Raw genomic sequence first — 26,386 nt, 5'->3', positions numbered from 1 at the left:
GTTTATAGCTGGAAGTCGCTCAGGTCGTCGGTGTTGATTTCCGAATCAATCTGGCCGACCAGATAGGAGCTGACTTCAACCTCCTGCGGCGCCACTTGCACATTGTCCGATACCAGCCAGGCGTTGATCCACGGAATCGGGTTGGTGCGGGTTTCAAACGGCAACGGCAATCCCACCGCCTGCATACGGATGTTGGTGATGTACTCAACGTACTGGCACAGGATGTCTTTATTCAGGCCGATCATCGAGCCGTCACGGAACAGGTATTCCGCCCACTCTTTTTCCTGCTGGGCCGCCAGCAGGAACAGATCGTAGCACTGCTGTTGGCACTCTTCCGCCACCTGAGCCATTTCCGGATCATCCTGACCGGCGCGCATCAGGTTGAGCATGTGCTGAGTACCGGTGAGGTGCAACGCTTCATCGCGGGCGATCAGCTTGATGATCTTGGCGTTACCTTCCATCAGTTCACGTTCGGCGAAGGCGAAGGAGCAGGCGAAGCTGACGTAAAAACGAATGGCTTCCAGCGCGTTCACACTCATCAGGCACAGGTAGAGTTTTTTCTTCAACTCATAGAGATTGACGGTCACCGTCTTACCGTTGACCTGATGGGTACCTTCTCCCAGCAGATGATAGTAGCTGGTCAGCTCAATCAGCTCGTCATAAAAACCGGAGATGTCTTTAGCCCGTTTGAGAATTTCCTCGTTCGTGACGATATCGTCAAACACGACCGACGGATCATTGACGATATTACGGATAATGTGGGTATAAGAACGGGAATGGATGGTTTCCGAGAACGCCCAGGTTTCTACCCAGGTTTCCAGTTCCGGGATGGAAATGAGCGGCAGCAAGGCGACGTTAGGACTGCGGCCCTGAATGGAATCCAGCAAGGTCTGGTATTTCAGGTTGCTGATAAAAATGTGTTTCTCGTGTTCTGGTAGCGCCTGATAGTCGATACGGTCGCGGGAAACGTCCACCTCTTCCGGGCGCCAGAAGAAGGAAAGCTGTTTTTCGATCAGCTTTTCGAAAATTTCATATTTCTGCTGATCGTAGCGCGCCACATTAACCGGCTGGCCGAAAAACATCGGCTCCAGCAACTGATCGTTTTTGTTCTGTGAAAAAGTGGTATAGGCCATGGTCTCTCCAAACAAACCAACAGCGCGACCCGAAGGCGGCGCTGTTAAACCTCTGCAACCCGAGCGGGCGGCGCCGCGTCTATACCAGACTGAAACAGACGCGACGAGATGAGGAATATTGTCACTCCGGGGTATCTGAACTCATCAGGTCACCCCGGTGCCGTGCTTAGATTTTGCAAGCGCCGCTTTCGCAGCCGTCATCCTGCGCAGCGGTGTCCAGCAGGTCGTCTTGCGCGTCTTCGGCACCGTCGCGGGTATTCTGATAGTAGAGGGTCTTCAACCCGAATTTATACGCCGTGAGCAAATCTTTCAGCAACTGCGTCATCGGTACTTTTCCTGACGGGAAACGCGCCGGGTCGTAGTTGGTGTTGGCGGAAATCGCCTGATCGATGAATTTCTGCATCAGACCGACCAACTGCAGGTAACCATCGTTAGACGGCATATCCCACAGCAGCTCATAAGCGTCTCTCAGCGTTTCATACTCCGGCACCACCTGACGCAGAATACCGTCTTTGGATGCTTTGACGCTGATGTGACCGCGCGGCGGCTCAATGCCGTTGGTGGCATTGGAGATCTGCGACGACGTTTCCGACGGCATCAGTGCTGACAGCGTAGAGTTACGCAGACCATAGGTCTGGATATCCTTACGCAGCGTTTCCCAGTCATAGTGCAGCGGTTCACTGCAAATATTGTCCAGATCACGCTTGTAGCTGTCGATTGGCAAAATGCCCTGCGAATAGGTGGTTTCGTTGAACCACGGGCAGGCACCTTGTTCGCGAGCCAACTGATTCGAGGCTTTCAGCAGATAGTACTGGATGGCTTCGAAGGTCTGATGCGTCAGGTTATTGGCGCTACCGTCGGAGTAACGCACGCCGTGTTTCGCCAGATAGTAGGCGAAGTTGATAACACCAATACCCAGCGTACGACGGCCCATCGCGCCGCGTTTAGCGGCCGGAATCGGGTAGTCCTGATAATCGAGCAGGGCATCCAGCGCGCGTACCGCCAGTGTCGCCAACTCTTCCAACTCGTGCAGCGAGCTGATGGCGCCCAGGTTAAACGCCGACAGGGTGCAGAGCGCGATTTCGCCGCTTTCGTCGTTGACGTCTTCCAGCGGCTTGGTCGGCAGGGCGATTTCCAGACACAGGTTGGACTGGCGTACCGGCGCAACCTGTGGGTCAAACGGGCTGTGCGTGTTGCAATGGTCAACGTTCTGAATATAGATACGGCCGGTGGAGGCGCGTTCCTGCATCATCAGCGAGAACAGCTCTGCGGCTTTGATCTGCTGCTTGCGGATACTGTTGTCCTGCTCATATTTCACGTACAGGCGTTCGAATTCATCCTGATTGTTGAAGAACGCATCGTACAGACCCGGCACGTCGGACGGGCTGAACAGCGTGATGTCGCCGCCTTTCACCAGGCGCTGGTACATCAGTTTGTTGAGCTGTACGCCGTAATCCAGATGACGCACGCGGTTGCCTTCCACGCCGCGGTTATTTTTCAACACCAGCAGGCTTTCTACTTCCAGATGCCACAACGGATAGAACAGCGTAGCTGCACCACCGCGCACACCGCCCTGAGAACAGGATTTCACCGCGGTCTGGAAATGTTTGTAGAACGGAATACAACCGGTATGGAACGCTTCGCCGCCGCGAATCGGGCTGCCCAGCGCACGAATACGGCCGGCGTTGATGCCGATGCCGGCACGCTGGGAAACGTATTTTACAATCGCGCTGGAGGTCGCGTTGATGGAGTCAAGGCTGTCGCCGCACTCGATCAACACGCAGGAGCTGAACTGACGGGTTGGCGTACGCACGCCAGACATAATCGGCGTCGGCAGCGAGATTTTGAACGTCGATACCGCATCGTAGAAACGCTTGACGTAATCCAGCCGGGTTTCGCGCGGGTAGCCGGAGAACAGGCAGGCGGCGACCAGAATATACAGGAACTGGGCGCTTTCGTAGATGTCACCGGTCACGCGATTTTGTACCAGATATTTCCCTTCCAGCTGTTTAACGGCTGCGTAGGAGAAATTCATGTCACGCCAGTGATCGATGAAAGCGTCCATTTGGGCGAATTCTTCTTCCGTGTAATCTTCCAGCAAATGGCGGTCGTACTTTGCCATTTCGACCATTTTCACGACGTGATCGTACAGTTTCGGCGGTTCGAATTGACCATAGGCTTTCTTGCGCAGATGAAAAATAGCCAGACGCGCAGCCAGATACTGATAGTCCGGGCTTTCACGTGAGATCAGATCAGCGGCGGCCTTGATGATCGTTTCGTGGATATCGGCAGTCTTGATGCCGTCGTAGAATTGGATGTGGGAACGCAGTTCTACCTGAGAAACAGAGACGTTGTGTAACCCTTCTGCTGCCCAGGTGATTACCCGGTGGATTTTGTCCAGATTGATGCGTTCTTTACTGCCATCGCGTTTGGTAACAAGCAGACTCTGGTTCATGTGGCGTAGCACCTGTTTTTTGACACGAGTTTTGTTTTTATCAGCCTCCCCATGTCTTCATTCACAAAAAACGCAAACAAAAAAATAGTGTTTTCTGTCAGAAGTAAACACTATATATAGGGGGTGGGCCAGCTTTTGATAACAAGATAATGTGAAAAATGACGTATTGCAAGTGAGCAAAACGGCCAGCTCTTGTGGATAACATAGGGAATAAATGTTACAAGCGCGCTAAATCCCAGCCACTGTGCGGCCTCATTATTTTGTCAACTACAGGGGAGAAAAATAAAAAAATTGATCAACCGGCGGTTTCTTATCCGCTGACAACCGCTGCGTGTGGATTAAAACCGCGTTTCAGACAAGTTATTGGGAATAATCTGAGTTTGATATGTTGCTCAAATGTTGATGAGGCGCAGTTTATGCCTGAAAACGTATTCCTCATCGATAAAAAAGCCGATGGAATAACCATCGGCCAAAGGCGTTAATCGAACCGTCAACGCCCCCCGGCGGCGTCAACCGAGATGCCTGGTATGGAGCATATAATTGACGTCGACGTTTGCACCGAGCCGGAAACGGTCCAGCAGTGGGTTGTAGTGCAGCCCGGTCATGTGGCGTTCACGCAGCGGCGTCTGGTCCACCCAGGTCAACAATTCCGCCGGACGAATGAACTTTTTGATGTCGTGCGTACCGCGCGGCACCATGTTGGTCAGGTATTCGGCGCCGACAATCAGCATCAGCCAGGCTTTGGCATTGCGATTGATGGTGGAGAAAAAGACATGGCCGCCGGGTTTCACCAGCCGGGCGCAGGCTTGTACTACTGAGCGAGGGTCCGGCACGTGCTCCAGCATTTCCATACAGGTCACGACGTCGTAGGCGCCGGCGTGGGCGTCGGCGTGGGTTTCCACCGTTTCCTGCACGTAACCGACGGTCACACCGCTTTCCAGTGCGTGCAGCCGGGCAACCTGCAACGGTTCTGCGCCCATATCCAGACCGGTAACCTGAGCGCCTTCGCGCGCCAGGCTTTCGGCCAGAATACCGCCGCCGCAGCCGACATCCAGTACGCGTTTGCCGAAAATACCGTCGGCACGCTCGATGATATAGCTCAGGCGTAGCGGATTGATGCGGTGCAGCGGCTTAAACTCGCCTTCCAGATCCCACCAGCGCGAGGCGACGGCCTCGAATTTGGCGATTTCATCAAGGTCGACATTCGGTGTGGGGGCGGCGTTCTTCAGGCCGGCGGGGTTCGTGGTGTCTGTATTCATGGCGGGTGATCCCCTTTCGTTAATATTGATTGAGGCCGAGTATAGCGAGCGCAAAGCGGTTGTTGTAGTCGTCTGCGGCGGCTTCATAGCGGCGATGTCTTGTGACGGTGGTAACCTTCGCCGTAACGAAACGTGACGTGTCTGGTAAAGAAGCGCCGGCAAACCGGCGTGAAGTTTCCCCTGAAACCCCGGTTTATGATATGATTTTCCACCTTTTAAAATCGGGTAGATGTGAATAGAGGGATAGCGGCTCCATGAGCGACCTTGCCAGAGAAATTACACCGGTCAACATCGAGGAAGAGCTGAAAAGTTCATATCTGGATTACGCCATGTCCGTCATCGTCGGGCGTGCGTTGCCGGACGTTCGCGATGGTCTTAAGCCGGTACACCGCCGCGTGCTGTACGCGATGAGTGTGCTGGGTAACGACTGGAACAAGCCTTATAAAAAATCGGCCCGTGTGGTCGGGGACGTTATCGGTAAATATCACCCGCATGGTGATAGCGCAGTTTACGATACTATCGTGCGTATGGCCCAGCCGTTCTCGTTACGTTACATGCTGGTAGACGGCCAAGGCAACTTCGGTTCCATCGACGGCGACTCCGCCGCGGCGATGCGTTATACCGAAGTGCGCATGTCGAAGATCGCCCACGAACTTCTTGCCGATCTGGATAAAGAAACGGTGGATTTTGTGCCCAACTATGACGGCACAGAGCAGATCCCGGACGTGATGCCCACCCGTATCCCCAACCTGCTGGTTAACGGTTCTTCCGGGATCGCAGTCGGGATGGCGACCAACATTCCACCCCATAACCTATCTGAAGTGATTAACGGCTGTCTGGCCTACATTGATGATGAAAACATCAGCGTCGAAGGGCTGATGGAGCATATTCCGGGGCCGGATTTCCCGACCGCCGCCATCATCAACGGCAAACGCGGTATTGAAGAAGCCTACCGTACCGGTCGCGGCAAGGTGTATATCCGTGCGCGCGCCGAAGTGGAAGCGGATGCCAAATCCGGCCGTGAAACCATCATCGTGCATGAAATCCCGTATCAGGTGAACAAGGCGCGACTGATTGAAAAGATCGCCGAGCTGGTAAAAGAGAAGCGTATCGAAGGCATCAGCGCGCTGCGTGATGAGTCCGACAAGGACGGCATGCGTATCGTCATTGAGATCAAGCGTGATGCGGTGGGTGAGGTGGTACTCAACCATCTGTACTCCCAGACCCAGATGCAGGTATCGTTCGGCATCAACATGGTGGCGTTGCATCAGGGCCAGCCGAAGTTGATGACCCTGAAGGAAATTCTGGCGGCATTCGTGCGTCACCGCCGCGAAGTGGTGACGCGTCGCACTATTTTCGAGCTTCGCAAAGCGCGCGAACGCGCTCATATCCTGGAAGGGTTGGCGATTGCGCTGGTGAATATCGACCCGATCATTGAGCTGATTCGCCATGCATCGACTCCGGCCGAGGCGAAAATCGCGCTGGTGGCGCAGGCGTGGGAACTGGGTAGCGTGGCGGCGATGCTGGAGCGCGCCGGCGATGACGCGGCACGCCCGGAATGGCTGGAGCCTGAGTTCGGCATTCATGACGGCAAATATCACCTGACTGATCAGCAGGCGCAGGCGATTCTGGATCTGCGTTTGCAGAAACTGACCGGTCTGGAACATGAAAAACTGCTGGATGAGTACAAAGAACTGTTGACGCAGATTGCTGAATTGCTGTTCATTCTGCGTAGTCCTGAGCGCCTGATGGAGGTGATCCGCGAGGAACTGGTGGCGATCCGCGAGCAGTATAACGACGCGCGTCGCACCGAGATCACCCACAACAGCGCCGACATCAATATTGAAGATCTGATCTCTGAAGAAAACGTGGTGGTGACGCTGTCGCATCAGGGCTATGTGAAGTATCAGCCGTTGACCGACTATGAAGCCCAGCGCCGCGGCGGGAAAGGTAAATCTGCCGCCCGCATCAAAGAAGAGGACTTTATTGACCGTCTGCTGGTGGCGAATACCCACGATACCATCCTGTGTTTCTCCAGCCGTGGCCGACTTTACTGGCTGAAGGTCTACCAATTGCCGGAGGCAAGCCGCGGCGCCCGCGGTCGTCCGATCATCAACCTGTTGCCGCTGGAACAGGATGAACGTATTACCGCTATTCTGCCGGTACGCGAGTACGAAGAAGGGATGAACGTGTTCATGGCCACGGCCAGCGGTACCGTGAAGAAAACGGCGCTGACTGAATTCAGCCGTCCGCGTAGCGCCGGTATTATCGCGGTCAACCTGAATGACGGCGATGAGCTGATTGGCGTCGATCTGACTGACGGCAGCAACGAAGTGATGTTGTTCTCCGCCGAAGGCAAGGTGGTGCGTTTCTCGGAATCCGCTGTGCGTACCATGGGACGTACCGCTACCGGGGTTCGCGGCATTAATCTGCAGGATGATGACCGCGTGGTATCGCTGATTGTGCCGCGTGGCGAAGGCGATATTCTGACCGTGACGCAGAACGGCTTCGGTAAGCGTACTGCCGTTACCGAGTATCCGGTGAAATCGCGCGCCACCAAGGGCGTTATCTCCATCAAGGTCAGTGAGCGCAACGGTAAAGTGGTTGGCGCGGTGCAGGTTGATACCGCCGATCAGATCATGATGATCACCGATGCCGGTACGTTGGTGCGTACCCGGGTATCCGAGGTCAGCATTGTGGGCCGTAATACTCAGGGCGTCACCTTGATCCGTACCGCCGAGGATGAACGCGTGGTCGGCCTGCAGCGAGTGGCCGAGCCGGTGGAAGACGATGAACTCGATAGCGTGGTGCCGGTTGACGGTGAACTGCCGGAAGAAGATATCGACGAGCCGGAAAGTGACGATGACACGCCGGAAGACGATGAATAATTTTTTTTCCTGTCAGTAAAGTGACAAAAGCCAGCGCCCGACGCGCTGGCTTTTTTTATACAGGATCGGTACTGTATCGGCTGATCCCGACCGTGTTTTCCCGTGCTGATAACCTCTACGGTATACCATTGAAAGTTATTGCTTCTTTTCAGTCTACCCTCAAAATCTCCCGGTATATGTTCCGGGTGCTGGCGACTACGCTGTGGATTCTGGGCGCACTGATTTCAGTTTTTTATGTCAATAAGGAACTGAATCAACGGGAATCGCATTTACGCCAGATTTTCTCGCTCAATTTCGAACAGTCGCTGGGGTATATTCGTCATACTACGGATGTCGCACGTGAACTGAGATACATTGCCGCCAACCGACTTAGCGCTTCATCCCTATCCCGCGAACGTAAGTCTTCGATGCCAAAAACGCCGTTTTCTATTTATTCGCTATCGCCCACGTTTAATTGTGGCGAGCAGTATGCGAAGACTCCGGCTCTGTTGCAGTCACTGAGTGGTTTTTTTGAACAATGGCATGATGATTTCTCATCAGTTTATGATCTGAATCGCCTCTTTTTTGTCGATAGCAGTCAGCAGTGTATTGTTGATTTTGGTATTCGTAACCAATCACTGGATAGCGACAGCCTGCTGAAAAGCGTGCAAGAGCGGTTACAGAATCAGAATTCCAATCGGGCGGGAAATCGCCGCGAAGAGAGCCTATTCTGGGTGGTGCCCGGCCCGACGCAGGAAGTAGGGTATTTGTATGCGTTGACGCCGGTGTATGTGGATAACCATCTGGTGACCATGATGGGGATTGAGCAGACCATCAGGCTGGATGATTTTATGTTGAATGGCGACCTGCCGTTCAGTATCAGGCTGTTGGATCAAACTGATCACGTATTGCTGCAGCTCACCGATACTCAGTCTGGCAGCAACAGTTCCACCCATTATCCCGATTCGAACAATTACTTCGGTTATAGCGACGGTTATGGAACCCTGTTGATGAAAAAGGCATTACCGCCTACGTCAATGGCCGTGGTCTATTCGTTGCCGCTGGAAGTGATTCTGATGTCGCTCAATACGCTGATTATCAATATTGCATTGTTGAATCTGGCATCAGCTATCTGTTTGTTTTTATTGGCGAGATTATTTGAACGCAAGATCTTTTTGCCCGCGGAACGCAACGCCTTCCAACTGGAGGAGAACGAGCAATTTAACCGTAAAATCGTCGCCTCGGCGCCGGTAGGGATTTGTATTTTAAGGATTAGCGACGGCACCAATATTCTCAGTAACGAGCTGGCGCATAACTACCTTAGCCTGCTGACGTATGAAGACCGGGTGCACATTGTTCGGATTATTTGCGAACAGCAGTCCAAATCGTTGGATGTGGTGACTGGACGTAATCACCACCTGCAAATTAGTTTCGTGCATTCACGCTATCGCAATGAGAACGTCGCTATTTGTGTACTGCTTGATGTCAGTGCCCGCGTTCGCATGGAGGAGTCGCTGCAGGAGATGGCTAACGCCGCTGAGCAGGCCAGCCAGTCTAAGTCAATGTTTCTGGCAACCGTCAGTCATGAGTTGCGTACACCGCTTTATGGGATTATCGGCAATCTGGATTTGCTGCAGACGAAATCGCTGCCGTCAGATGCTAATCGGCTGGTGACCGCGATGCAAAATTCTTCGTCGCTGTTGCTGAAGATCATCAGCGACATTCTGGATTTCTCCAAGATCGAATCGGAACAGTTGAAGATCGAGCCCAGTGAGTTTGCACCGCGTGAAGTGATAAACCATATTTTAAATAATTACTTACCTCTGGTGGTGAAAAAGCGTCTCGAGTTGTACTGCTATATTGACCCTAACGTGCCCTCACGATTAATGGGGGATGCGGTGCGATTACAGCAGGTATTGAGTAATCTGCTCAGTAATGCCATCAAGTTTACCGATACCGGCTGTATCGTGTTTCAGGTGGCGTGTAGCGACGAGGGCTACCTGGTATTTAAAGTGCGGGATACCGGCGTCGGGATTGATACCCGCTCGGTGATGAAACTGTTTGATCCGTTCTTTCAGGCTGGAACCGGGGTTCAGCGCCATTTTCAAGGCACCGGTCTGGGGCTGGCGATTTGTGAAAAGCTGGTGAGCCTGATGGATGGCGACATTACGATTGAATCTGAGCCTGGGCTTGGCAGTGAGTTCGGTATTCGTATTCCGCTTTATCGCGCTCACTATCCTCAGACATTGCAGTTGCCTGATTTACAGGGAAAAACGTGCTGGCTGCACATCCGTAATGCCTTGATGGAGCGTTATCTGCTGGGCCTGCTCAGTGCCTGTGGTCTGGATGCAAGGCGATACGATGAAGGGCGGGTAGTAGGGAACGAGGACGTTATGATTTTTGATCATACGCCCGATGCTGAGCCAAAGGCGCATGTCTGCGTGGAGATTTGCGCAGCGCATGGTGGTGCGCCTCAGGAACAACGAGCAGGATATTGGCTCTATAGTACCGCTGTGCTGCATGAGTTGCCGACGCTGCTGCAACGTATTTATCGTGGTGAAGATGCGTTGCCGGCCGTGGCGGCGTCTCAGCCTGCGGTGAGTTATAGTCGCACTGAGAATGGCGAGATTCATCTTCTGGTGGTGGATGACCACCCGATTAACCGCCGTTTGCTGGCTGACCAGCTTGGGTCGCTGGGGTATCAGGTGATCACCGCTAATGATGGGCTTGATGCACTGGATGTGCTGGCGAAAAATCCGGTGGACATTGTGCTTACCGACGTCAACATGCCGAATATGGACGGGTATCGTTTTACTCAGCAACTGCGGGAGATGGGACAGACCTTGCCGGTGATTGGCGTTACGGCCAATGCATTGGCGGAAGAGCGGCAACGCTGTCTGCAAGCCGGTATGGATAATTGCTTGTCCAAGCCGGTAACGCTGGATACATTGCAACAATCACTGTCGTATTACAGCCATCTCGTCAGACAGGGCAAAACGGCTCAGTCGTAATACTGTCATGCAATGTCGCAATAGTGTCATGCAACAAAGAACGTGCCGGCAAACAGGCTTCCCTGTTTGCCGACAAGAAGGTTACTCTTTGTCAGACGGTGATACGCCGACCGAGGAAAGGTAGTTTAACAGCGCGATATCGTTGTCCACCCCAAGTTTGGTCATGGCCGATTTCTTCTGGCTGCTAATGGTCTTAATGCTGCGATTGAGCTTTCTGGCGATTTCAGTAACCAGGAACCCTTCGGCAAACAGACGCAATACTTCACTTTCCTTGGGAGACAGGCGTTTGTCGCCATAACCGCTGGCGCTGATTTTCTCCAGTACTTTGCTAACGCTTTCCGGTGTGAATTTCTTGCCTTTCTGTAACGCTGCCAGCGCTTTAGGCAGGTCGGTCGGTGCGCCCTGTTTCAGCACAATCCCTTCAATATCAAGCTCCAGCACGGCGCTGAGAATAGCCGGATTATTGTTCATCGTCAGTACAATGATCGACAAATGAGGGAAATGGCGCTTGATATATTTAATGAGGGTGATGCCGTCACCGTATTTATCTCCTGGCATGGATAAGTCGGTGATCAAGACGTTCGCATCCAGCTTGGGAAGATTGTTAATCAGGGCTGTCGAGTCTTCGAATTCACCCACGACGTTAACCCATTCGATTTGTTCCAGCGATTTTTTAATGCCGAACAAAACAATAGGATGGTCGTCTGCAATAATTACGTTTAGATTGCTCATTGTTTTTACTCGTATTGTTGGCCACCTGGCTGCAGCAATGCTGTGACAAAACCTTCGATCTGCTGAAGGTAGATTTCTATTTGCGCACGATCCTGGGTGGTAATAAGCTTTTCCAGCGTTTCACATAACTGCTTGCCGGGATGAAGATTCAGCATGGCAAAGACACCCTTCAGGCGGTGTGCGGTTTGCGCGAGTGACAAAAAATCGCCGTCTTGGGCCTCAGTATATAGTCTCTTGATATCCTCCGGTACTGTATCGACAAACAAGGAATAGTAGTCACTGCTGTGTAACTGACGAACATAGAAGCCGATGTCGTCCTGTTCTTCCGATGCGCTATCGTTCTGGTCGGTCGCCAACTGTTGTTCAATCAATTTCAGCAAACCATCCTGCAGCAGTTGGCTGATGTTGTAATTGGTACGCAAGCGTCGTTGCCCCAACGGGATCAACTGGGTATCGTCACTGGTGACCAGCAACGTATCGCTGGCGACCTTGTTGGGATCATCAGTAATAATGATGTCCGCATTCTGGTTCGCCAGCCGCTCATCGTACACCACGACCTCTGCCCCCCAACTGCTTACCATTCGGCTGACAATGGTACGAACCTCGTCCGAGGTAATATTCAGAAGTAGCGTGATATCGTCCAATAATTTCTCATCTTCTTCCGCAGGCAGTGGTTCCGGCTGCAGTTTCAACGTCAGTACGTACTGGGTTCCCAGTCCTGGGCGACTATTGATTTGCAGTTGACCGCCCAGTTTGTTGCAAAGTTGATTACATAAAAATAGGGTTAATCCGGAATTGTGCCGAAAACGATCGGATAGAGGAGGGGTAGCAAACGGATGCACCAGATTATCTCTTTCCATACCGGAAATATCCGTTCCGGTATCGCTAATGCGGATCAGCAACTGCTCGGCAGAGTGTGCCGATTGCTCACAGGATAACGTGATTTTGCCGTAATCGGTGTTGGTGATGGAGTAATCCAGCAGCAGCGACAAGGTTTTCTTCAGCAATTCACTATCGCCCAGATAAGTCTGTCGCGGGTTGAGTTTGTAATGGTTGAACAGCTTAAGTCCTTTCTGCTGGATACGCGGCAGCAGTTCCAGCATCAGGTCGTCGAACAATGTTAATGGTGAAAACGAGCCGTGGACCAGATTCCATTCTACGGTTTCCAGCCGTGCCTGCAGCGCAATGTTTTCCATCAGGCGGATAGCGCTGCTGGTTTCGGCAATCAGCGTCTTAATCATTTTTTGTTGCTCAGCCGGATGGTCGGTTTTGCGTAGTGCCAGTGCCAACTGATGTACCGCTGAAAGCGGTTGTTTAAACTCCTGACTCAGGTTGCGAAACAGACGCTTGCGAACCGAGACATTCTTGTCGAACTCGCGCTGCGCCAGCTGCAGTTTTTTGGTAATCAGTATTTCCTGATCCTGTTCGCGCAGCAGGAATAAGCACAATGACGGTGTATGCTGGCTGTGAAAAACGCGGACTTCGTACATCTCATTGTCCACCGTAGCCTGAATGACCCCCTGGTGTTCCTCTGCCAGCGTAGAGATTTTTTTCAGGCTGAGGTGAGGGTATAGCCGTTCCGCCAGTATGTTCGCCACCACCACTTTATTGTTGCTGAAATCGTAAACCAGTACCCCTATCGGGATACGGCTGACGATCTCGCCGTACATCTGTTGCTGCTCTTTCAGATGATGTGACAAATCATCTTTGGGGCGGGCATAGTAGCGGCGTAACGCGTAGAAACCTGCCGCCGAGATCAACAGCAATGCCAGATTTAGCGCCATGATCCAGAGATTATTGCGCAGCATATCTGTCACCAGTCTGCCCAGTGGGATGGCATAGACCAGTTTGATCGGCGAATTCATCAACTGGGCTGAGACTTCCAGCGAGGCCCCTTCGCGGTGAATGTCGGTGGGGATCTCGTTATCTGCGCTGGCATCGGCGTTGACCGGTGGCGTCTGCTGGCGCAGTATGAAGCTGTCTCTCGACAAGGTTCGTGGGATTAAGTCGTTGATTGATAAATCGAAAGCAATAACAGTGGCCAGATGACCCGGCTGATTGAACGTCGTGCGTAGGGTAAAGTAATAGTCGTTGTAAAAACGCAGCTTGCGCAAAGGTGAAAAGCTTTCCCGTTCATCCAGTGTATTTGCCTGCTGTAGCATCTCGGTTTTGCGCGATTCCACCATTGATGAAAGATAACTGCCACGAAATTGTGACGAGATATCCTTTAACGGTTGGGTGGAAATCATCGTCAGGCTATTGTCCAACCCGTTCAGATAATACATCGAATAGATATCGGTTTTTGCTCCCCACAACACATCCAAATATTGTGATATCCGGTGCATGGCGCCGAGGGTGGTTTTGTCATACGGCCCGAAAATCAATGCATCGGTTTTGTGGCCGCTTTTCTCGACATAAAACACATTCGGCATCAGCGTGATCAGACTGATGTTCGGGGTATCAGACGACGTTGTATCGCTGATTAGATTTTTGTAAATCTGATCGGTAAAAAAACGGTAGGCATCAATACGCTTTTGCATCCCTTCCGCAATGTCCGCCAGCGTGGATTTTTTCTCCGTCATCCAGTTGTTGACATAGTTATAGCTATAGGTGCCGGTCATCATCAGCAGTAGCAGGATAAATAGCAGGAAGAAACGCATGATAGCCGCAGGCATGAAATCAGGCTCCTGATGAACGGGTAATGAGACGGATACTGAAGCCGACCGCCGGTAGTAACAGCGCACTAAGGCACGGCAACAGGGGCGGATTGCGCCGTTTGGCGGCGGTTCCCGGCAGCGATATGTCGGCCAATATACCGATATAACTGAGTGTGCGGGCAGAAGCAACGATCAACGCGGATCGGCCAGTCATGGAAAACGCCGGCTGAACGGTGAATCGTCTCGTTTGGCCATCCAATCGCTGTAGCTGGGTGAGCGTAGGAGAGAGGCTTAAGGTTGAACTCATTGCTGAATAACTATCGTTGCTGAACCTGACAGATATTTTTACCACAACCGCGACCTTTTATCGAAAGGGATGTGTTTCATCAGCAGAAAATGCAGGAAGGATTCCATAATAAGTCGGCAGATAAAAAAAATGCCGGGACAAGCCCGGCAGTCAGAAGGTAATTTATGATAAAGCGGAATGAAGATTTGATGATAGCGGAATCAATTCTAAAGTTGTCAGTCATAGGAGATTTATCACTTAATGCTACCTGACCTCGAACGTTTTTTCATTTTGTGCGATGGCGGCATACACCCAAAATAATTCGAGTTGCAGGACAATCTCTAAAGTCTCTTGCTACCTGCTGCTATGGATCCGGTGTTGAACATGGCTGGTCTGTTTCCGTTATTCGGAAAGGCCGCTCCGCAATGCAATTCCATTAAACCAGAGAGTAAAAATGATGACGGTTTATTGGGAGAATGCTTTTTGCCGGCGGAATATCAGATAGCGAGTAAAACGCCGAAAAAAGCCGAATGGAAATAATATCATCCATGTTTTTTGTATGGATAAAATGGTATTTCCTTTTGTAACTATTTGCGGTGGAGGGGCGAAATTATAGAGAAATCATTTTAGGATATTTTGTCACTGAATGGCGTCGGGCTAATCGGAAACAGATATATCCCCGTCATACTTCAAGTAGTACAACCGGATTGCGTATTGAACAACGAAACACGTGGGTCTGTCAGGGTAAGGCGCATTTGAGCCTTGTCACGCGGCGACGCAGTGAATCCCCAGGCGCTTACATAATGACGGGTATATACCACCCGTTTTTATGCGCTAGCGGTATTCCCTCTCGGATGAGTCATAGCAGCGACGTCAGGCCGGGAAGAGTGGTGGCCCGCAAACCGGCTGGGCAGATAAGCAAGTTATTACGGGGTAAGTATCAGGCTAATGACTTTTTTTTGTGGGGATAGCCCCGTATAATTCCCTACTTTCAGTTAGGCTATGGGGTGAATGTGCAGCAATTTTCTGACCTGCTGCGCCGGATGCATCAGGCGCTCGACGAACCCTTGCCGGAGCAGGCTGGTTTCCATGCGATTACGCTGACCCTGTCATTGCAGGACAGCTCACAGTTGCTGGCGTGGCTTGCCGCGCAACCACTCTATCCGCAATTTTACTGGCAGCACCGTCAGGACGATGAAGAGGCTGCGGTGTGTGGTCAGGTGCGTGTTTTTGAGGATATTACGTACGCAGAGGCATTCTTACAGCGTCATGATGTGGATGACAGCGTGCGTTTGTGGGGATTGAACGCGTTTGAACAGCGTCCGGCAGAAGAAAATCGTGCGGCGTTTCTGTTTCTGCCGCGTATCGCATTGTTGCGCCAAGGCCAGCGTCTCCGCTTACGGGTAAATTTGTTTAGCGATGACTCATTGCGTGGCGATGCGCGCGATGCACAGGATTTTTTGCGCCAATTGTTGCCGTTGCAACCGTTGCCGACATTGCACTCTCGCATTGAAGACACCCGTCATTGCCCGGATCGTCGCCAGTGGATTGCGCTATTGCATCAGGCGCTGGCGGATATCGCCGCCGGGCAGATGGAAAAGGTGGTACCGGCGCGGGCCACGGTTTTATCACTGGACCAACCATTGCGTGCGACCACGTTGATGGCGGCCAGTCGTGCGGCCAATTACCGCTGTTACCATTTTATGCTGGCGTTTGCGCCGCATCAGGCGTTTCTCGGCTCCAGCCCTGAACGCCTCTATCGACGTCGGCATACGCGTCTGGAAACGGAAGCGCTGGCCGGCACGGTAGCCAGTGATCATAACGACGAAAAAGCTGCCGAACTGGCAAACTGGCTGATGAACGATGTGAAAAATCAGTGTGAAAACATGCTGGTAGTGGATGATATTTGCCAGCGTCTGCATCAGGTGGCGCTGACGCTGGATGTGATGCCGCCGGAGATTATCCGTCTGCGTAAGGTGCAGCATCTGCGGCGAACCATCCAGGCAACGTTACGCGGCAGTACGGATAGCGAGTGTCTGCAGCTGCTACAGCCGACGGCGGCGGTTGCCGGGTTGCCGCGTGCGGCTGCACGGGCATTTCTGTCTCGGCATGAGCCGTTTCGTCGTGGCTGGTATGCCGGGTCGGCAGGGTATGTGTCCCGGCAACAATCTGAATTCAGCGTGGCATTACGTTCAGCCAGCGTGGATGGGAAGCAATTGACGCTGTATGCCGGTGCCGGGATTGTGGCGGGTTCTGATCCAGAGCAAGAATGGCTGGAACTGGAAAACAAAGCGGCCGGACTCAAATCGTTGCTGGAAGATGATATTTCATAGCGCGATTTATTGCCTGTTACTGGTTTATATCAAAGTTGGCCGGATGAAAAAAAATATAATTATTACCACAACCCGCAACCGGAGTTGTTGAGTCGAACATGTCCACACATATTTTTAACCGTCGCTGGGCAACGGTCATTTTTGAAGCGCTCAGCCATCATCGCGTGCGGCATGTCTGCATCGCGCCGGGATCTCGTTCTACGCCTTTGACGCTGGCTGCCGCCTCGCACCCGGCGCTGGTATGCCATACCCATTTTGACGAGCGCGGTCTCGGGCATCTGGCGCTGGGGCTGGCCAAAGCTTCCGGCGAAGCGGTGGCGGTGGTCGTGACGTCCGGTACGGCGGCGGCCAATCTTTATCCCGCGATTATTGAAGCCGGGCTGACCGGCGAACGGCTGATAATACTGACGGCGGATCGCCCGCCGGAACTGATCGACTGCGGCGCTAATCAGGCGATTCGGCAACCCGGTATGTTTGCTTCACACCCGACGATGACGCTGGATTTGCCGCGTCCCACCCCTGATATTCCGGCTCGTTGGCTGGTGTCTGCGCTTGATAATGCGTTGGGCGAATTGCGCTATGGCGCATTGCATATCAATTGCCCGTTCGCCGAACCGTTATATGGCGAGGACGACCCTACCGCTTTTCAGGACTGGCGACAGGCGTTGGGCGACTGGTGGAACCAGCCGCAGCCTTGGTTGCAGTGTGAACATGGCGTATCGGCTGCGTTGGGGCAGCCTGACTGGCCGCAATGGCGCAAGCGGCGTGGCGTAGTGATTGCCGGGCGAGTGCCGGCGCACGTCGGTGAGAAAATAGCCGACTGGGCGCGTCAGCTCGGCTGGCCGTTGATTGGTGATGCGCTGTCGCAAACCGGCCAACCGTTGGCGTGCGCGGATTTATGGCTTCAGCACCCGCAGGCGGATGCATTGCGTCAGGCTGACATTGTGGTGCAGTTTGGCGCCAGCCTGACGGGAAAACGCCTGCTGCAGTGGCAGGCAACAGTCACGCCCGAGCAATATTGGTTGATTGATAGCCTGCCGGGGCGGCTTGACCCTGCCCAGCATCGGGGGCGCCGATTAGTCGCCGATATTGCCGACTGGCTGGCGGCGCATCCTGCGATAGCCCAGGCACCCTGGGCGCCGGAGGTGGCATCCTGCGCGGAGCGGGTTGCCCGGCAGGTGGCGGCCCGTTTATCCGTGGGTTTCGGTGAGGCGCAACTGGCGCATCGCGTCAGCGAATTGCTGCCGCCTGAGGGGCAGTTTTTTGTCGGCAACAGCCTGACGGTGAGGCTGGTGGATGCTTTTGCCCGTCTGCCTGCTGGGTATCCGGTATATTCCAACCGTGGCGCCAGTGGTATTGATGGGCTGTTATCGACGCTGGCGGGCGTACAGCGCGCCAATGCCCGGCCGATGCTGGCGATTGTCGGCGATTTATCGGCGCTGTATGACCTCAATGGATTAGCGTTGCTGCGCCAACCGCCCGCACCGCTGGTGCTGGTGGTGGTAAATAACGACGGCGGGCAGATTTTTTCGTTACTGCCGACGCCCGAAGCGCAACGGGAAACTTTTTATTGTATGCCTCAGCAGGTGGATTTTCGCCACGCGGCGGCTCTGTTCGGGCTACGTTACGCCCGGGCTCAGCAATGGTCGGACGTTCAGGACGCGGTAAGCACCGGATGGCGGTTGGGGGGAACGACGCTACTTGAAGTGGTGGTAGAACCTAAAGCAGGGGCTGAAACGCTGCAACAGCTACTGGCCGAGGTGCCGTCGTGGTGATGTATTGCCGCCGGTTGGGGGTGCTGCAATCAGGTAAACCCTGGCTGGTGATGCTCCATGGTTTGCTCGGCAGCGGCGAGGACTGGCAACCGATATTGCCGTATTTGACCGACTGGCCGGTGCTGTTGGTGGATTTACCGGGACATGGCGCATCCGCGTCGTTAAAGGCCGCCGATTTCGATGACGTGAGCCGACAATTGACCCGGTTATTGACGCAATACGCCGTGGCTGATTTCTGGTTGCTGGGGTACTCGTTGGGAGGGCGTATTGCCATGCATTATGCCTGTCAGGGCGAGGCTGCCGGTTTACGGGGGCTGCTGGTGGAAGGCGGGCATCCGGGGTTGGCGTCGGCGGAAGAACGCGAGGCACGGCGCCGGCATGATGCCGATTGGGCACGGCGCTTTCGCCATGATCCGCTTAATCGCGTGCTGCCGGATTGGTATCGACAGCCTGTTTTTGCGTCGTTGTCGCCTGCGCAGCGCTCGTCCTTGATAGCACTGCGCAGCGGCAACCACGGGCTTGCCGTCGCCGATATGCTGGAAGCGACTTCGCTGTCTCGCCAGCCTTATCTGGCTGAGGCATTACAGCGGCTACAGGTTCCATTCGGCTATCTCTGTGGCAGTCAGGACACTAAATTCCAGGCGCTGGCCACGCAGCATCGCTTGCCGCTGCTGAGCGTGGATGGCGCCGGGCACAATGCTCATCAGGCGAACCCGTCAGGCTATGCTGAACGGGTTCGCCAGTTTATTTCGTATCCGGAAAGGAAGATTCAATATGCTTTATCCCAGTGAAGAACTGCTTTACGCACCGGTAACATGGCACGATTGCAGCGGGGATTTTGTCGATATTCTTTATCACAAGTCGGCCGACGGCATTGCCAAAATCACCATCAATCGTCCTCAGGTACGCAATGCGTTCCGTCCGCAAACGGTAAAAGAGATGATTCAGGCGTTGGATAATGCACGCCATGATGATGGTATTGGCGTCATCATCCTGACGGGAGCAGGCGAGAAAGCGTTCTGTTCCGGCGGTGACCAGAAAGTCCGTGGCGATTACGGCGGTTACAAAGACGACAGCGGCGTTCATCACCTGAACGTGCTGGATTTTCAGCGCCAGATCCGTACGTGCCCGAAACCGGTGGTGGCGATGGTGGCGGGATACTCCATCGGCGGCGGTCATGTGCTGCATATGATGTGTGATCTGACCATTGCCGCGGAAAATGCCATTTTTGGCCAGACCGGGCCGCGTGTCGGCTCCTTTGACGGCGGTTGGGGCGCTTCATACATGGCGCGTATCGTTGGCCAGAAAAAAGCCCGTGAAATCTGGTTCCTGTGTCGTCAGTACGATGCTCAACAAGCGCTGGATATGGGGCTGGTCAATACGGTGGTACCGCTGGCGGAACTGGAACGCGAAACCGTACGTTGGTGCCGTGAAATGTTGCAGAACAGCCCGATGGCGTTGCGCTGCCTGAAGGCGGCGCTGAATGCCGATTGCGATGGTCAGTCTGGGTTGCAGGAACTGGCGGGCAACGCCACGATGCTGTTTTACATGACGGAAGAAGGGCAGGAAGGCCGTAATGCCTTTAATGAAAAACGCCAGCCTGACTTCAGCAAATTCAAGCGGAACCCCTGATGCGCGAGGCAATCCTCTATCGTTACAGCGTGCCGATGGACGCAGGGGTGGTGCTGCGTAACCAGCGCCTGAAAACCCGTGATGGGTTGCTGCTTCGCCTGCGTGACGGTGAGCGTGAAGGGTGGGGGGAGATCGCACCGTTGCCACAGTTCAGCGTAGAAACGCTTGAGGAGGCGCTCGGTGCCGCACAGGCGCAGTTGCAACGCTGGTTGATGGGGCAGGCACCGGATGAGATTGGTTTGCCGTCCGTCGATTTCGGTGTCAGCTGTGCGCTGGCAGAACTGCACGGTGAACTGCCTGAAGCGGCGGATTACCGTAAAGCGCCGCTGTGCAACGGCGACCCGGATGAGCTGTTTGCCATGCTGCAGGGCCTGCCTGAACCGTTGGCGAAGGTGAAAGTCGGGTTGTATGAAGCGGTGCGCGACGGCATGATCGTGAATCTATTGTTGGAAGCGCTGCCTGATTTACGGCTGCGTCTGGATGCGAACCGTAGCTGGACGCGGCAGAAAGCCGACGGATTTGCCCGCTATGTCGCACCTGCTTACCGTTCCCGCATCGCTTTTCTGGAAGAGCCCTGCAAAACCCGTGATGAGTCGCGTGATTTCGCCCAGACTACCGGTATCGCCATTGCCTGGGATGAGAGTGTGCGCGAGCCGGGGTTCCAGGTTGTCGCTGAACCGGGGGTCGCGGCGATTATTATCAAACCTTCGCTCACGGGCAGCCTGCACCGTTGTCGCCAACTGGTGGCGCAGGCACACCAGGCTGGTTTAACCGCGGTAATCAGCTCCAGTATTGAGTCCAGCCTGGGTCTGACGCAACTGGCGCGGCTGGCGCATTGGTTGACGCCGGGCGTATTGCCGGGGCTGGATACGTTGGACCTGATGCAGGCGCAAGTGGTGCGAGCCTGGCCTGACTGCACCTTGCCGTTACTCGCGGCCGACGGGCTGGAGCAGGCATGGCGAGCCTGACCGATTGGCCCTGGCGGAGCTGGGCGGTATCCCAGCCGATGGCGCCGGCGCTGATAGACGACAGCGGGATTTGGACCTGGCAGCAATTGTCCGCCCAGCTAAACCAACTGGCATCAGCGTTTGTCTGCCAGGGCGTCGAGCCTGGGATGGGGGTAGCGCTGCGGGGCAAAAACAGTACCGAGATGCTGTTTTGCTACCTGGCGTTGCTGCAATGCGGCGCACGTTTACTACCGCTGAATCCGCAATTGCCGGGCACATTGCTGGATACGTTGCTGCCATCGCTGAATATCGACTACGGCTTGTGCCTTGGCGGGCATGACTGGCCGTCGGGGATCCTTCCATTGAGCCTGCCCGCCTTGTCACCGTCATCAGGATCAGATACCCGGCCGCCGTTGCCGTGGGCGATAAAACGGCTGGCGACCATGACGTTAACGTCCGGTTCCAGCGGTATGCCGAAAGCGGCGGTACATACCTGTGAGGCCCATTTGATCAGTGCTGAAGGCGTGTTGGCGTTGATGGCGTTTAGTGCAGGTGATCGCTGGTTGTTGTCATTACCGTTGTTTCATGTGTCCGGGCAGGGCATCGTCTGGCGATGGCTGGCTGCCGGGGCATCGCTGGTGGTGAAACCAAATCAGCCTTTGGACGTCGCTCTGCGGGTTTGTACCCATGCCTCGCTGGTTCCAACCCAACTCTGGCGTCTTCTGTCGCAGAATCGTGCGCCGATTAGCCTGCGAGCCGTATTGCTGGGTGGGGCGATGATCCCGGCGGAATTGACGAAACAGGCTGAGGATCGGGGGATTCGGTGCTGGTGCGGTTATGGCCTGACAGAGCTGGCGTCGACAGTGTGCGCCAAACGTGCCGACACTCACGGCGGCGTTGGGTTGCCGTTGGCCGGACGCGAGATAACGCTGGAGGGGGAAGAAATTCTGTTGCGTGGACGTTGTCTGGCGGTGGGTTATTGGCGTGATGGCCGATTGGCCCCGCTGACTGACGCAAAAGGCTGGTTTCATACCCGGGATCGAGGCGAGTGGGATGGGCGTGAATGGCGAATTCTGGGGCGGCTGGATAACCAGTTTTTCAGCGGCGGCGAGGGGATCCAACCTGAAGATGTGGAAGCCGTTTTGTTGCAGCACCCGGATGTCGCTTACGCGTGCGTCGTTCCCGTTGACGACCCGGAATTCGGCCAGCGCCCGGTGGCGGTGGTTGAGGTGGAAAACGCGTTGCCGCTGCCCCAGTTGGAGGCATGGTGGCAATCCCGTCTGGCGGGATTTCAGCGCCCGGTCGCGTGTTATCTGTTGCCGGCCGAGTTGAAAAACGGCGGGATAAAAATATCCCGTCGGCAGGTGAAAGCCTGGGTGGATCTGCAAACGCGTTGAACGGCTGAATGCGGCGAAGAAGGCATGGCGGTGGCGCGTCCGTTGCTATCGCCTTTGCTATGTCGCCGGAGAATAATGTCTCTATTTTCCGGTCGAATCTTATCCGGCTTGCGGTTATTTACGCTTTTGGCCGTTGAATATTTGGGTAAAATGCGTGTTAACATCACGGTGTTATGCGCGTTTAACTTATCGTATTAAGGATTATAGAAATGAAAAAGTGGGTTATTGCTTGTGCGGGAAGTCTGCTGCTGGCGACGGTTTCCGCTCATGCCATCAGTATTTCTGGGGAAGCAGGACGTGATTACACGGGAGCCAACGCAGGTTTCGGCCTGGGTGTGCCCGGTTTGTCCGGTAATGCTGGCTGGAGCCATGATGACAAACACAGCAATGACGTCTACAGCGTCGGTGCGGATTATACCTTTGCGCTGAGCAACGCGTCGCTCAAAGTCGGAGCCAAAGGGCTTTATTTGAACCAGAACCGCTTTAAAGATGGTTATGGCGTTGCGCTCGGCGGCGGATTACAGGTGCCGGTGACCAGTTCCGTGTCCCTGTATGGCGAAGGTTATTACTCGCCGGACGCGTTCTCAAGCCATGTCGATCACTATGTGGAAGCCCGTGGCGGCGTGCGTTGGCAGCCGTTCCGTCCGTTATCGCTGGACGTTGGTTATCGCTACATCAATATGGCCTCCGGCGAATCCAGCAATGACAACCGCGTAGCGGATACGGCGTATGTCGGCGTGGGTCTGAATTTCTGATTCCTCGGCATCGTTGACAAAACAAAAGGCGTAAGGCGTGTTTATCACGCCTTTTGTGTTTTTGCAGGTGGAAAGCGCCATTGTGTTTATGACGTCGAGTTTCTAAAGTGGAGTGAAACCATCATAAGGAGTACTGCGGATGCTTAGGGTTGAGATGTTATGTACCGGTGATGAAGTGCTACACGGGCAGATTGTGGATACCAACGCCGCCTGGCTGGCGGATTACCTGTTTTCACAAGGCGTGCCGATGACCAGCCGCATGACGGTAGGCGATAAGCTGGAGGAACTGGTGGCCGCATTGACCGAGCGCAGCCGGATCGCCGACGTGTTGATCGTGAATGGCGGTCTGGGGCCTACCAGCGATGATCTGAGTTCGCTGGCGGCAGCCACCGCGGCTGGCGAAACCCTGGTTGAACATCCTGAGTGGATCGCCCGTATGGAAGCCTTCTTCACCGAGCGTGGCCGCGTCATGGCCGACAGCAACCGTAAACAGGCGCAGCTACCTGCCGGCGCGGAGTTGGTGGATAACCCGGTGGGTACCGCGTGCGGTTTTGCGATGCAGTTGAATAAGTGCCTGATGTTTTTCACCCCGGGCGTGCCGTCTGAATTTAAAGTGATGGTGGAGCAGCAGATTTTGCCGCGTTTGCGCCAGCGTTTTACCGGGGCTGAGCCGCCGCTGTGTTTGCGCCTGACGACCTTTGGTCGTTCCGAAAGCGATCTTGCCAGCCAACTTGACAGTTTGCCGTTACCGCCAGATGTCGTGCTGGGGTATCGCTCCTCAATGCCGATAATCGAGCTGAAACTCACCGGTCCCGCAGCCCGGCGTCAGGAGATGGAAACAGTGTGGCAAACGGTGCGTGATGTAGCGGGCGAAAATATGATTTTCGAGGGCACGGAGGGGTTACCTGCGCAATTGGCGCGACGCCTTCGCGAGCGTGGGCTGCGTCTGGCGGTGGCGGAAGACTTCACCGCCGGTCTGCTTAACTGGCAGTTGCGCGAGGCGGATGTGCCGCTATCCGGCGGTGAATGGCAGGCGAACGAATCGGCGTTGACGCTGGCGGCCGTTGCGGAGTCAACACGCGTGCTGGCGGAGCGTTATCAGGCAGAGCTGGCACTGTTTGTTGGCCATTCGGATGAGGGGGTGTTGACGCTGGCGTTGCATACGCCTGACGGAACATTCGCCCAGACGATTCAGGTAAATGTGAGACGTTATAGCCGGAAGACGCATCAGGATATGGTGGCGATGCTGGCGATGAACATGCTGCGCCGTTGGCTTAATGGCTGGTCAGCGTACGGCGGTCACGGTTGGATAAGCGTGTTGGAAACGTTGTAAAAGTCGTCGTACCGGCAGGGAAATCGCGGGGGAGCCCCCCGCGTTAGGTCGCCGGGATCAGTACAGCAGTGAATACAACTGGCGGCGGTAACGCGCCGCCAGTGCATCGCCGGTACCGAGCGCGGCCATGATATCCATCAGTGTCTTACGGGCGTTGCCGTTGGCCGCGGCCAGATCTTTTTTCAGCATCCCCATCAGCAATTCCAGCGCTTCTTCGTTGCGCCCTACCTGATGCAGTTGCAGGCTGAGCTGCACCGCCAGCTCCTGATTGTCCGGTGAGGCGGCCAGTTGCTGTTGTAATTGCTGGATTTCCGGCGTATCCGCCGCCTGTTTCATCAGTTCGATTTGCGCTACCAGCCCGTGATAGCGGCTGTCCTGATCCTGCAACGGAATGGTGTCCAACACCGCTTGCGCATCATCGGTACGGTTGAGCTGAATCTGAACTTCCGCCAGCAGCAGCGCGATATCGCTACGTTTGGCATCCAGTTGCCAGGCGTCTTTCAACAGCACCGCCGCTTCTTTCAACTGGTTTTCCTGAATCAACTGCTGAGCCTGAGCCAATTTCAGATCTTCAGCTTTGGGCAGCACGCGTTGCAGCAGATCGCGGATGACCTCTTCCGGCTGCGGCCCTTGAAAACCGTCTACCGGCTGACCATCCTTGAACAGATAAACCGTTGGGATGGCGCGCAGGCCGAATTGTGCCGCCACACGCTGTTCCGCGTCACAATCCACCTTGGCCAGAATAAACTGACCGGCGTATTCCGCCGCCAGTTTGTCCAGCACCGGCTCCAGTTGCTGGCAATGGGCGCTGCGATTAGACCAAAAATAGAACAGCACCGGCGCGCTCATAGAGTGTTCCAGCACCTGATGCAAATTGGTCTCGTTGATATCAATCACGTTGGCGTGTTGTTCAAGCATGTCGTTCTCTCTCAGCCTTTTTAGCCATTATGGGGGTGATGTCTGTTACTTCAACCCCGAATCAGGATTTTGTCCGCAGCAAGTGATCCAGTACGCGCCCCGGCAGCAACCGGCGCAGCACGGTGATGCCGTGGGCAAGCAGCGTGACCGGATAGCGCAGTTTCGGGCGTGGGCTTTCCAGCGCATGAATCAGCTTCGGCAGCACCGCTTCCGGCGGTAACGTAAAGCGGCTGGCGATACCGGGGTTGGTAACCGGCCGTTCCTGCTGTGTCTGAGCGACATTGTCGGTGAATCGGGTACTGATGGGGCCGGGTTCGATCAGCGATACGTGTAAACCGCTGCCGTGCAGTTCCATGCGTAATGCGTCGGACCAGGCTTCCAGCGCGTATTTACTGGCGGCGTAAGCGCCCCGCCCAGGGGTAGAGATGAGCCCCATGACCGAGCTGGTCTGGATAATTCGCCCTTCGCCATGCGGCAACATCGCAGGCAGCAGCAACTGGGTTAGCTGATGAGTGCCGAACAGGTTACTGGAGAACTGCTGTTCCAGTTGCTGACGGGAAATGGTGTTAAGCGGCCCGTACAGCCCATAACCCGCGTTGTTGAACAGGCCATAGAGCCGGTTTCCGGTGAGTGCGATGACAATATCGGCGGCCTGTCTGACGCTGGCGCTGCTATCGAGATCCAGGTCGATTCCCTCAAAGCCGAGCGAATTCATGCGCGCCACATCCTGATGACGGCGGCAAGCCGCCAGTACGCGATAGCCGCGTTGTTGCAAACATTGTGCGGCAATCAGGCCAATGCCGCTGGAGCAACCGGTAATCAAAACCGCTTTTTGCATAACTTTACCTAACGAAAACGCTTAAATATCAAGAGTCGTGGTTAACTGTCAGTCTTTA

At 54.6% G+C, this 26,386-nt stretch carries 20 protein-coding genes; 12 read left to right on the top strand and 8 right to left on the bottom strand.

Translation table 11 applies throughout. From position 1 onward, the window contains the following. Nucleotides 1-2: 2 nt before the first annotated feature. Nucleotides 3-1,133 carry a class Ia ribonucleoside-diphosphate reductase subunit beta gene (gene nrdB / locus DCH402_RS15025; protein ID WP_040002006.1) on the bottom strand — a complete coding sequence of 377 codons (1,131 nt, stop codon included), beginning with the start codon at nucleotides 1,131-1,133 and terminating at the stop codon, nucleotides 3-5. A gap of 166 nt (nucleotides 1,134-1,299) precedes the next feature. Beyond that, on the bottom strand, nucleotides 1,300-3,588 hold the full coding sequence (gene nrdA / locus DCH402_RS15020) for a class 1a ribonucleoside-diphosphate reductase subunit alpha (protein WP_040002005.1): 2,289 nt from the start codon (nucleotides 3,586-3,588) through the stop codon (nucleotides 1,300-1,302). A 194-nt stretch (nucleotides 3,589-3,782) separates the two neighbouring features. Here nrdA and DCH402_RS22460 point away from each other — a divergent pair, with 194 nt between their 5' ends. Continuing rightward, the gene (locus tag DCH402_RS22460) at nucleotides 3,783-4,070 is read left to right on the top strand and encodes a hypothetical protein (protein ID WP_152486933.1); all 288 of its coding nucleotides are present in this window, start codon (nucleotides 3,783-3,785) and stop codon (nucleotides 4,068-4,070) included. A gap of 27 nt (nucleotides 4,071-4,097) precedes the next feature. Here DCH402_RS22460 and ubiG read toward each other — a convergent pair whose 3' ends face one another. Beyond that, nucleotides 4,098-4,847, bottom strand: coding sequence for a bifunctional 2-polyprenyl-6-hydroxyphenol methylase/3-demethylubiquinol 3-O-methyltransferase UbiG (gene ubiG, locus DCH402_RS15015; protein ID WP_050583322.1), 750 nt, complete (start codon nucleotides 4,845-4,847; stop codon nucleotides 4,098-4,100). A 254-nt stretch (nucleotides 4,848-5,101) separates the two neighbouring features. Here ubiG and gyrA point away from each other — a divergent pair, with 254 nt between their 5' ends. Beyond that, the gene (gene gyrA, locus DCH402_RS15010; RefSeq protein WP_040002004.1) at nucleotides 5,102-7,735 is read left to right on the top strand and encodes a DNA topoisomerase (ATP-hydrolyzing) subunit A; all 2,634 of its coding nucleotides are present in this window, start codon (nucleotides 5,102-5,104) and stop codon (nucleotides 7,733-7,735) included. A 128-nt stretch (nucleotides 7,736-7,863) separates the two neighbouring features. Continuing rightward, nucleotides 7,864-10,725 carry a two-component system sensor histidine kinase RcsC gene (rcsC, locus tag DCH402_RS15005; RefSeq protein WP_071604766.1) on the top strand — a complete coding sequence of 954 codons (2,862 nt, stop codon included), beginning with the start codon at nucleotides 7,864-7,866 and terminating at the stop codon, nucleotides 10,723-10,725. Nucleotides 10,726-10,806: 81 nt separating this feature from the next. Here rcsC and rcsB read toward each other — a convergent pair whose 3' ends face one another. Genes rcsB through DCH402_RS14990 form a run of 3 tightly spaced genes read right to left on the bottom strand, consistent with a single transcriptional unit; the run spans nucleotide 10,807 to nucleotide 14,328 of the window. Then, a complete protein-coding gene (gene rcsB / locus DCH402_RS15000) occupies nucleotides 10,807-11,457 on the bottom strand; it encodes a response regulator transcription factor RcsB (RefSeq protein WP_013316908.1) in 651 nt (216 codons plus the stop codon). A 5-nt stretch (nucleotides 11,458-11,462) separates the two neighbouring features. After that, nucleotides 11,463-14,132, bottom strand: a complete 2,670-nt coding sequence (rcsD, locus tag DCH402_RS14995) for a phosphotransferase RcsD (RefSeq protein WP_040002002.1) — start codon at nucleotides 14,130-14,132, stop codon at nucleotides 11,463-11,465. A 4-nt stretch (nucleotides 14,133-14,136) separates the two neighbouring features. After that, nucleotides 14,137-14,328, bottom strand: a complete 192-nt coding sequence (locus DCH402_RS14990) for a hypothetical protein (RefSeq protein ID WP_040002001.1) — start codon at nucleotides 14,326-14,328, stop codon at nucleotides 14,137-14,139. 456 nt (nucleotides 14,329-14,784) lie between these two features. On the opposite strand from DCH402_RS14990, the gene DCH402_RS22660 reads away from it, so the two are divergent. From DCH402_RS22660 to DCH402_RS14950, 9 genes are all read left to right on the top strand, one after another. After that, nucleotides 14,785-14,940, top strand: a complete 156-nt coding sequence (locus tag DCH402_RS22660) for a hypothetical protein (protein ID WP_161624081.1) — start codon at nucleotides 14,785-14,787, stop codon at nucleotides 14,938-14,940. Nucleotides 14,941-15,407: 467 nt separating this feature from the next. Then, nucleotides 15,408-16,733: an isochorismate synthase MenF gene (menF, locus tag DCH402_RS14985; protein ID WP_050583321.1), complete on the top strand. Its 1,326-nt coding sequence runs from the start codon at nucleotides 15,408-15,410 to the stop codon at nucleotides 16,731-16,733. A gap of 98 nt (nucleotides 16,734-16,831) precedes the next feature. Then, nucleotides 16,832-18,508: a 2-succinyl-5-enolpyruvyl-6-hydroxy-3-cyclohexene-1-carboxylic-acid synthase gene (menD, locus tag DCH402_RS14980; RefSeq protein ID WP_040001999.1), complete on the top strand. Its 1,677-nt coding sequence runs from the start codon at nucleotides 16,832-16,834 to the stop codon at nucleotides 18,506-18,508. Further along, complete coding sequence (gene menH, locus DCH402_RS14975) at nucleotides 18,508-19,299, top strand: 2-succinyl-6-hydroxy-2,4-cyclohexadiene-1-carboxylate synthase (RefSeq protein ID WP_040001998.1); 792 nt, start codon at nucleotides 18,508-18,510, stop codon at nucleotides 19,297-19,299. Before menD ends, menH begins: the two co-directional genes overlap by 1 nt. After that, nucleotides 19,283-20,140, top strand: a complete 858-nt coding sequence (gene menB, locus DCH402_RS14970; RefSeq protein ID WP_040001997.1) for a 1,4-dihydroxy-2-naphthoyl-CoA synthase — start codon at nucleotides 19,283-19,285, stop codon at nucleotides 20,138-20,140. The genes menH and menB overlap by 17 nt, the downstream gene beginning before the upstream one ends. Beyond that, nucleotides 20,140-21,108 carry an o-succinylbenzoate synthase gene (menC, locus tag DCH402_RS14965; RefSeq protein ID WP_040001996.1) on the top strand — a complete coding sequence of 323 codons (969 nt, stop codon included), beginning with the start codon at nucleotides 20,140-20,142 and terminating at the stop codon, nucleotides 21,106-21,108. The genes menB and menC overlap by 1 nt, the downstream gene beginning before the upstream one ends. Further along, nucleotides 21,096-22,484 carry an o-succinylbenzoate--CoA ligase gene (gene menE, locus DCH402_RS14960; protein WP_040001995.1) on the top strand — a complete coding sequence of 463 codons (1,389 nt, stop codon included), beginning with the start codon at nucleotides 21,096-21,098 and terminating at the stop codon, nucleotides 22,482-22,484. Before menC ends, menE begins: the two co-directional genes overlap by 13 nt. A 209-nt stretch (nucleotides 22,485-22,693) precedes the next feature. After that, the gene (locus tag DCH402_RS14955) at nucleotides 22,694-23,239 is read left to right on the top strand and encodes a YfaZ family outer membrane protein (RefSeq protein ID WP_040001994.1); all 546 of its coding nucleotides are present in this window, start codon (nucleotides 22,694-22,696) and stop codon (nucleotides 23,237-23,239) included. A gap of 139 nt (nucleotides 23,240-23,378) precedes the next feature. Next, nucleotides 23,379-24,572 carry a nicotinamide mononucleotide deamidase-related protein YfaY gene (locus DCH402_RS14950; protein WP_040001992.1) on the top strand — a complete coding sequence of 398 codons (1,194 nt, stop codon included), beginning with the start codon at nucleotides 23,379-23,381 and terminating at the stop codon, nucleotides 24,570-24,572. A gap of 57 nt (nucleotides 24,573-24,629) precedes the next feature. Here the strand turns inward: DCH402_RS14950 and DCH402_RS14945 are convergent, their stop codons facing one another. Continuing rightward, nucleotides 24,630-25,490, bottom strand: a complete 861-nt coding sequence (locus tag DCH402_RS14945; RefSeq protein ID WP_040001991.1) for a co-chaperone YbbN — start codon at nucleotides 25,488-25,490, stop codon at nucleotides 24,630-24,632. A gap of 61 nt (nucleotides 25,491-25,551) precedes the next feature. Beyond that, complete coding sequence (locus DCH402_RS14940) at nucleotides 25,552-26,328, bottom strand: SDR family oxidoreductase (protein ID WP_027712781.1); 777 nt, start codon at nucleotides 26,326-26,328, stop codon at nucleotides 25,552-25,554. Between the last annotated feature and the right edge of the window lie 58 nt (nucleotides 26,329-26,386).

The sequence above is a fragment of the Dickeya chrysanthemi NCPPB 402 genome, assembly GCF_000406105.1.
GTDB lineage: Bacteria > Pseudomonadota > Gammaproteobacteria > Enterobacterales > Enterobacteriaceae > Dickeya > Dickeya chrysanthemi.
Note: the sequence above shows the minus strand (reverse complement) of the source record. Positions and strands in the feature narration are given on the sequence as shown.

Excerpts from the sequence above, each read along its gene's own strand:
- ubiG (WP_050583322.1), bottom strand. The coding sequence starts at position 4,847 with ATGAATACAGACACCACGAACCCCGCCGGCCTGAAGAACGCCGCCCCC.
- DCH402_RS14990 (WP_040002001.1), bottom strand. The coding sequence starts at position 14,328 with ATGACTGGCCGATCCGCGTTGATCGTTGCTTCTGCCCGCACACTCAGT.
- menB (WP_040001997.1), top strand. The coding sequence starts at position 19,283 with ATGCTTTATCCCAGTGAAGAACTGCTTTACGCACCGGTAACATGGCAC.
- nrdB (WP_040002006.1), bottom strand. The coding sequence starts at position 1,133 with ATGGCCTATACCACTTTTTCACAGAACAAAAACGATCAGTTGCTGGAG.
- DCH402_RS14955 (WP_040001994.1), top strand. The coding sequence starts at position 22,694 with ATGAAAAAGTGGGTTATTGCTTGTGCGGGAAGTCTGCTGCTGGCGACG.
- DCH402_RS22660 (WP_161624081.1), top strand. The coding sequence starts at position 14,785 with ATGGCTGGTCTGTTTCCGTTATTCGGAAAGGCCGCTCCGCAATGCAAT.
- menH (WP_040001998.1), top strand. The coding sequence starts at position 18,508 with ATGTATTGCCGCCGGTTGGGGGTGCTGCAATCAGGTAAACCCTGGCTG.
- DCH402_RS14940 (WP_027712781.1), bottom strand. The coding sequence starts at position 26,328 with ATGCAAAAAGCGGTTTTGATTACCGGTTGCTCCAGCGGCATTGGCCTG.
- menC (WP_040001996.1), top strand. The coding sequence starts at position 20,140 with ATGCGCGAGGCAATCCTCTATCGTTACAGCGTGCCGATGGACGCAGGG.
- menD (WP_040001999.1), top strand. The coding sequence starts at position 16,832 with ATGTCCACACATATTTTTAACCGTCGCTGGGCAACGGTCATTTTTGAA.
- gyrA (WP_040002004.1), top strand. The coding sequence starts at position 5,102 with ATGAGCGACCTTGCCAGAGAAATTACACCGGTCAACATCGAGGAAGAG.
- rcsD (WP_040002002.1), bottom strand. The coding sequence starts at position 14,132 with ATGCCTGCGGCTATCATGCGTTTCTTCCTGCTATTTATCCTGCTACTG.
- DCH402_RS14945 (WP_040001991.1), bottom strand. The coding sequence starts at position 25,490 with ATGCTTGAACAACACGCCAACGTGATTGATATCAACGAGACCAATTTG.
- nrdA (WP_040002005.1), bottom strand. The coding sequence starts at position 3,588 with ATGAACCAGAGTCTGCTTGTTACCAAACGCGATGGCAGTAAAGAACGC.
- rcsB (WP_013316908.1), bottom strand. The coding sequence starts at position 11,457 with ATGAGCAATCTAAACGTAATTATTGCAGACGACCATCCTATTGTTTTG.
- DCH402_RS14950 (WP_040001992.1), top strand. The coding sequence starts at position 23,379 with ATGCTTAGGGTTGAGATGTTATGTACCGGTGATGAAGTGCTACACGGG.
- menE (WP_040001995.1), top strand. The coding sequence starts at position 21,096 with ATGGCGAGCCTGACCGATTGGCCCTGGCGGAGCTGGGCGGTATCCCAG.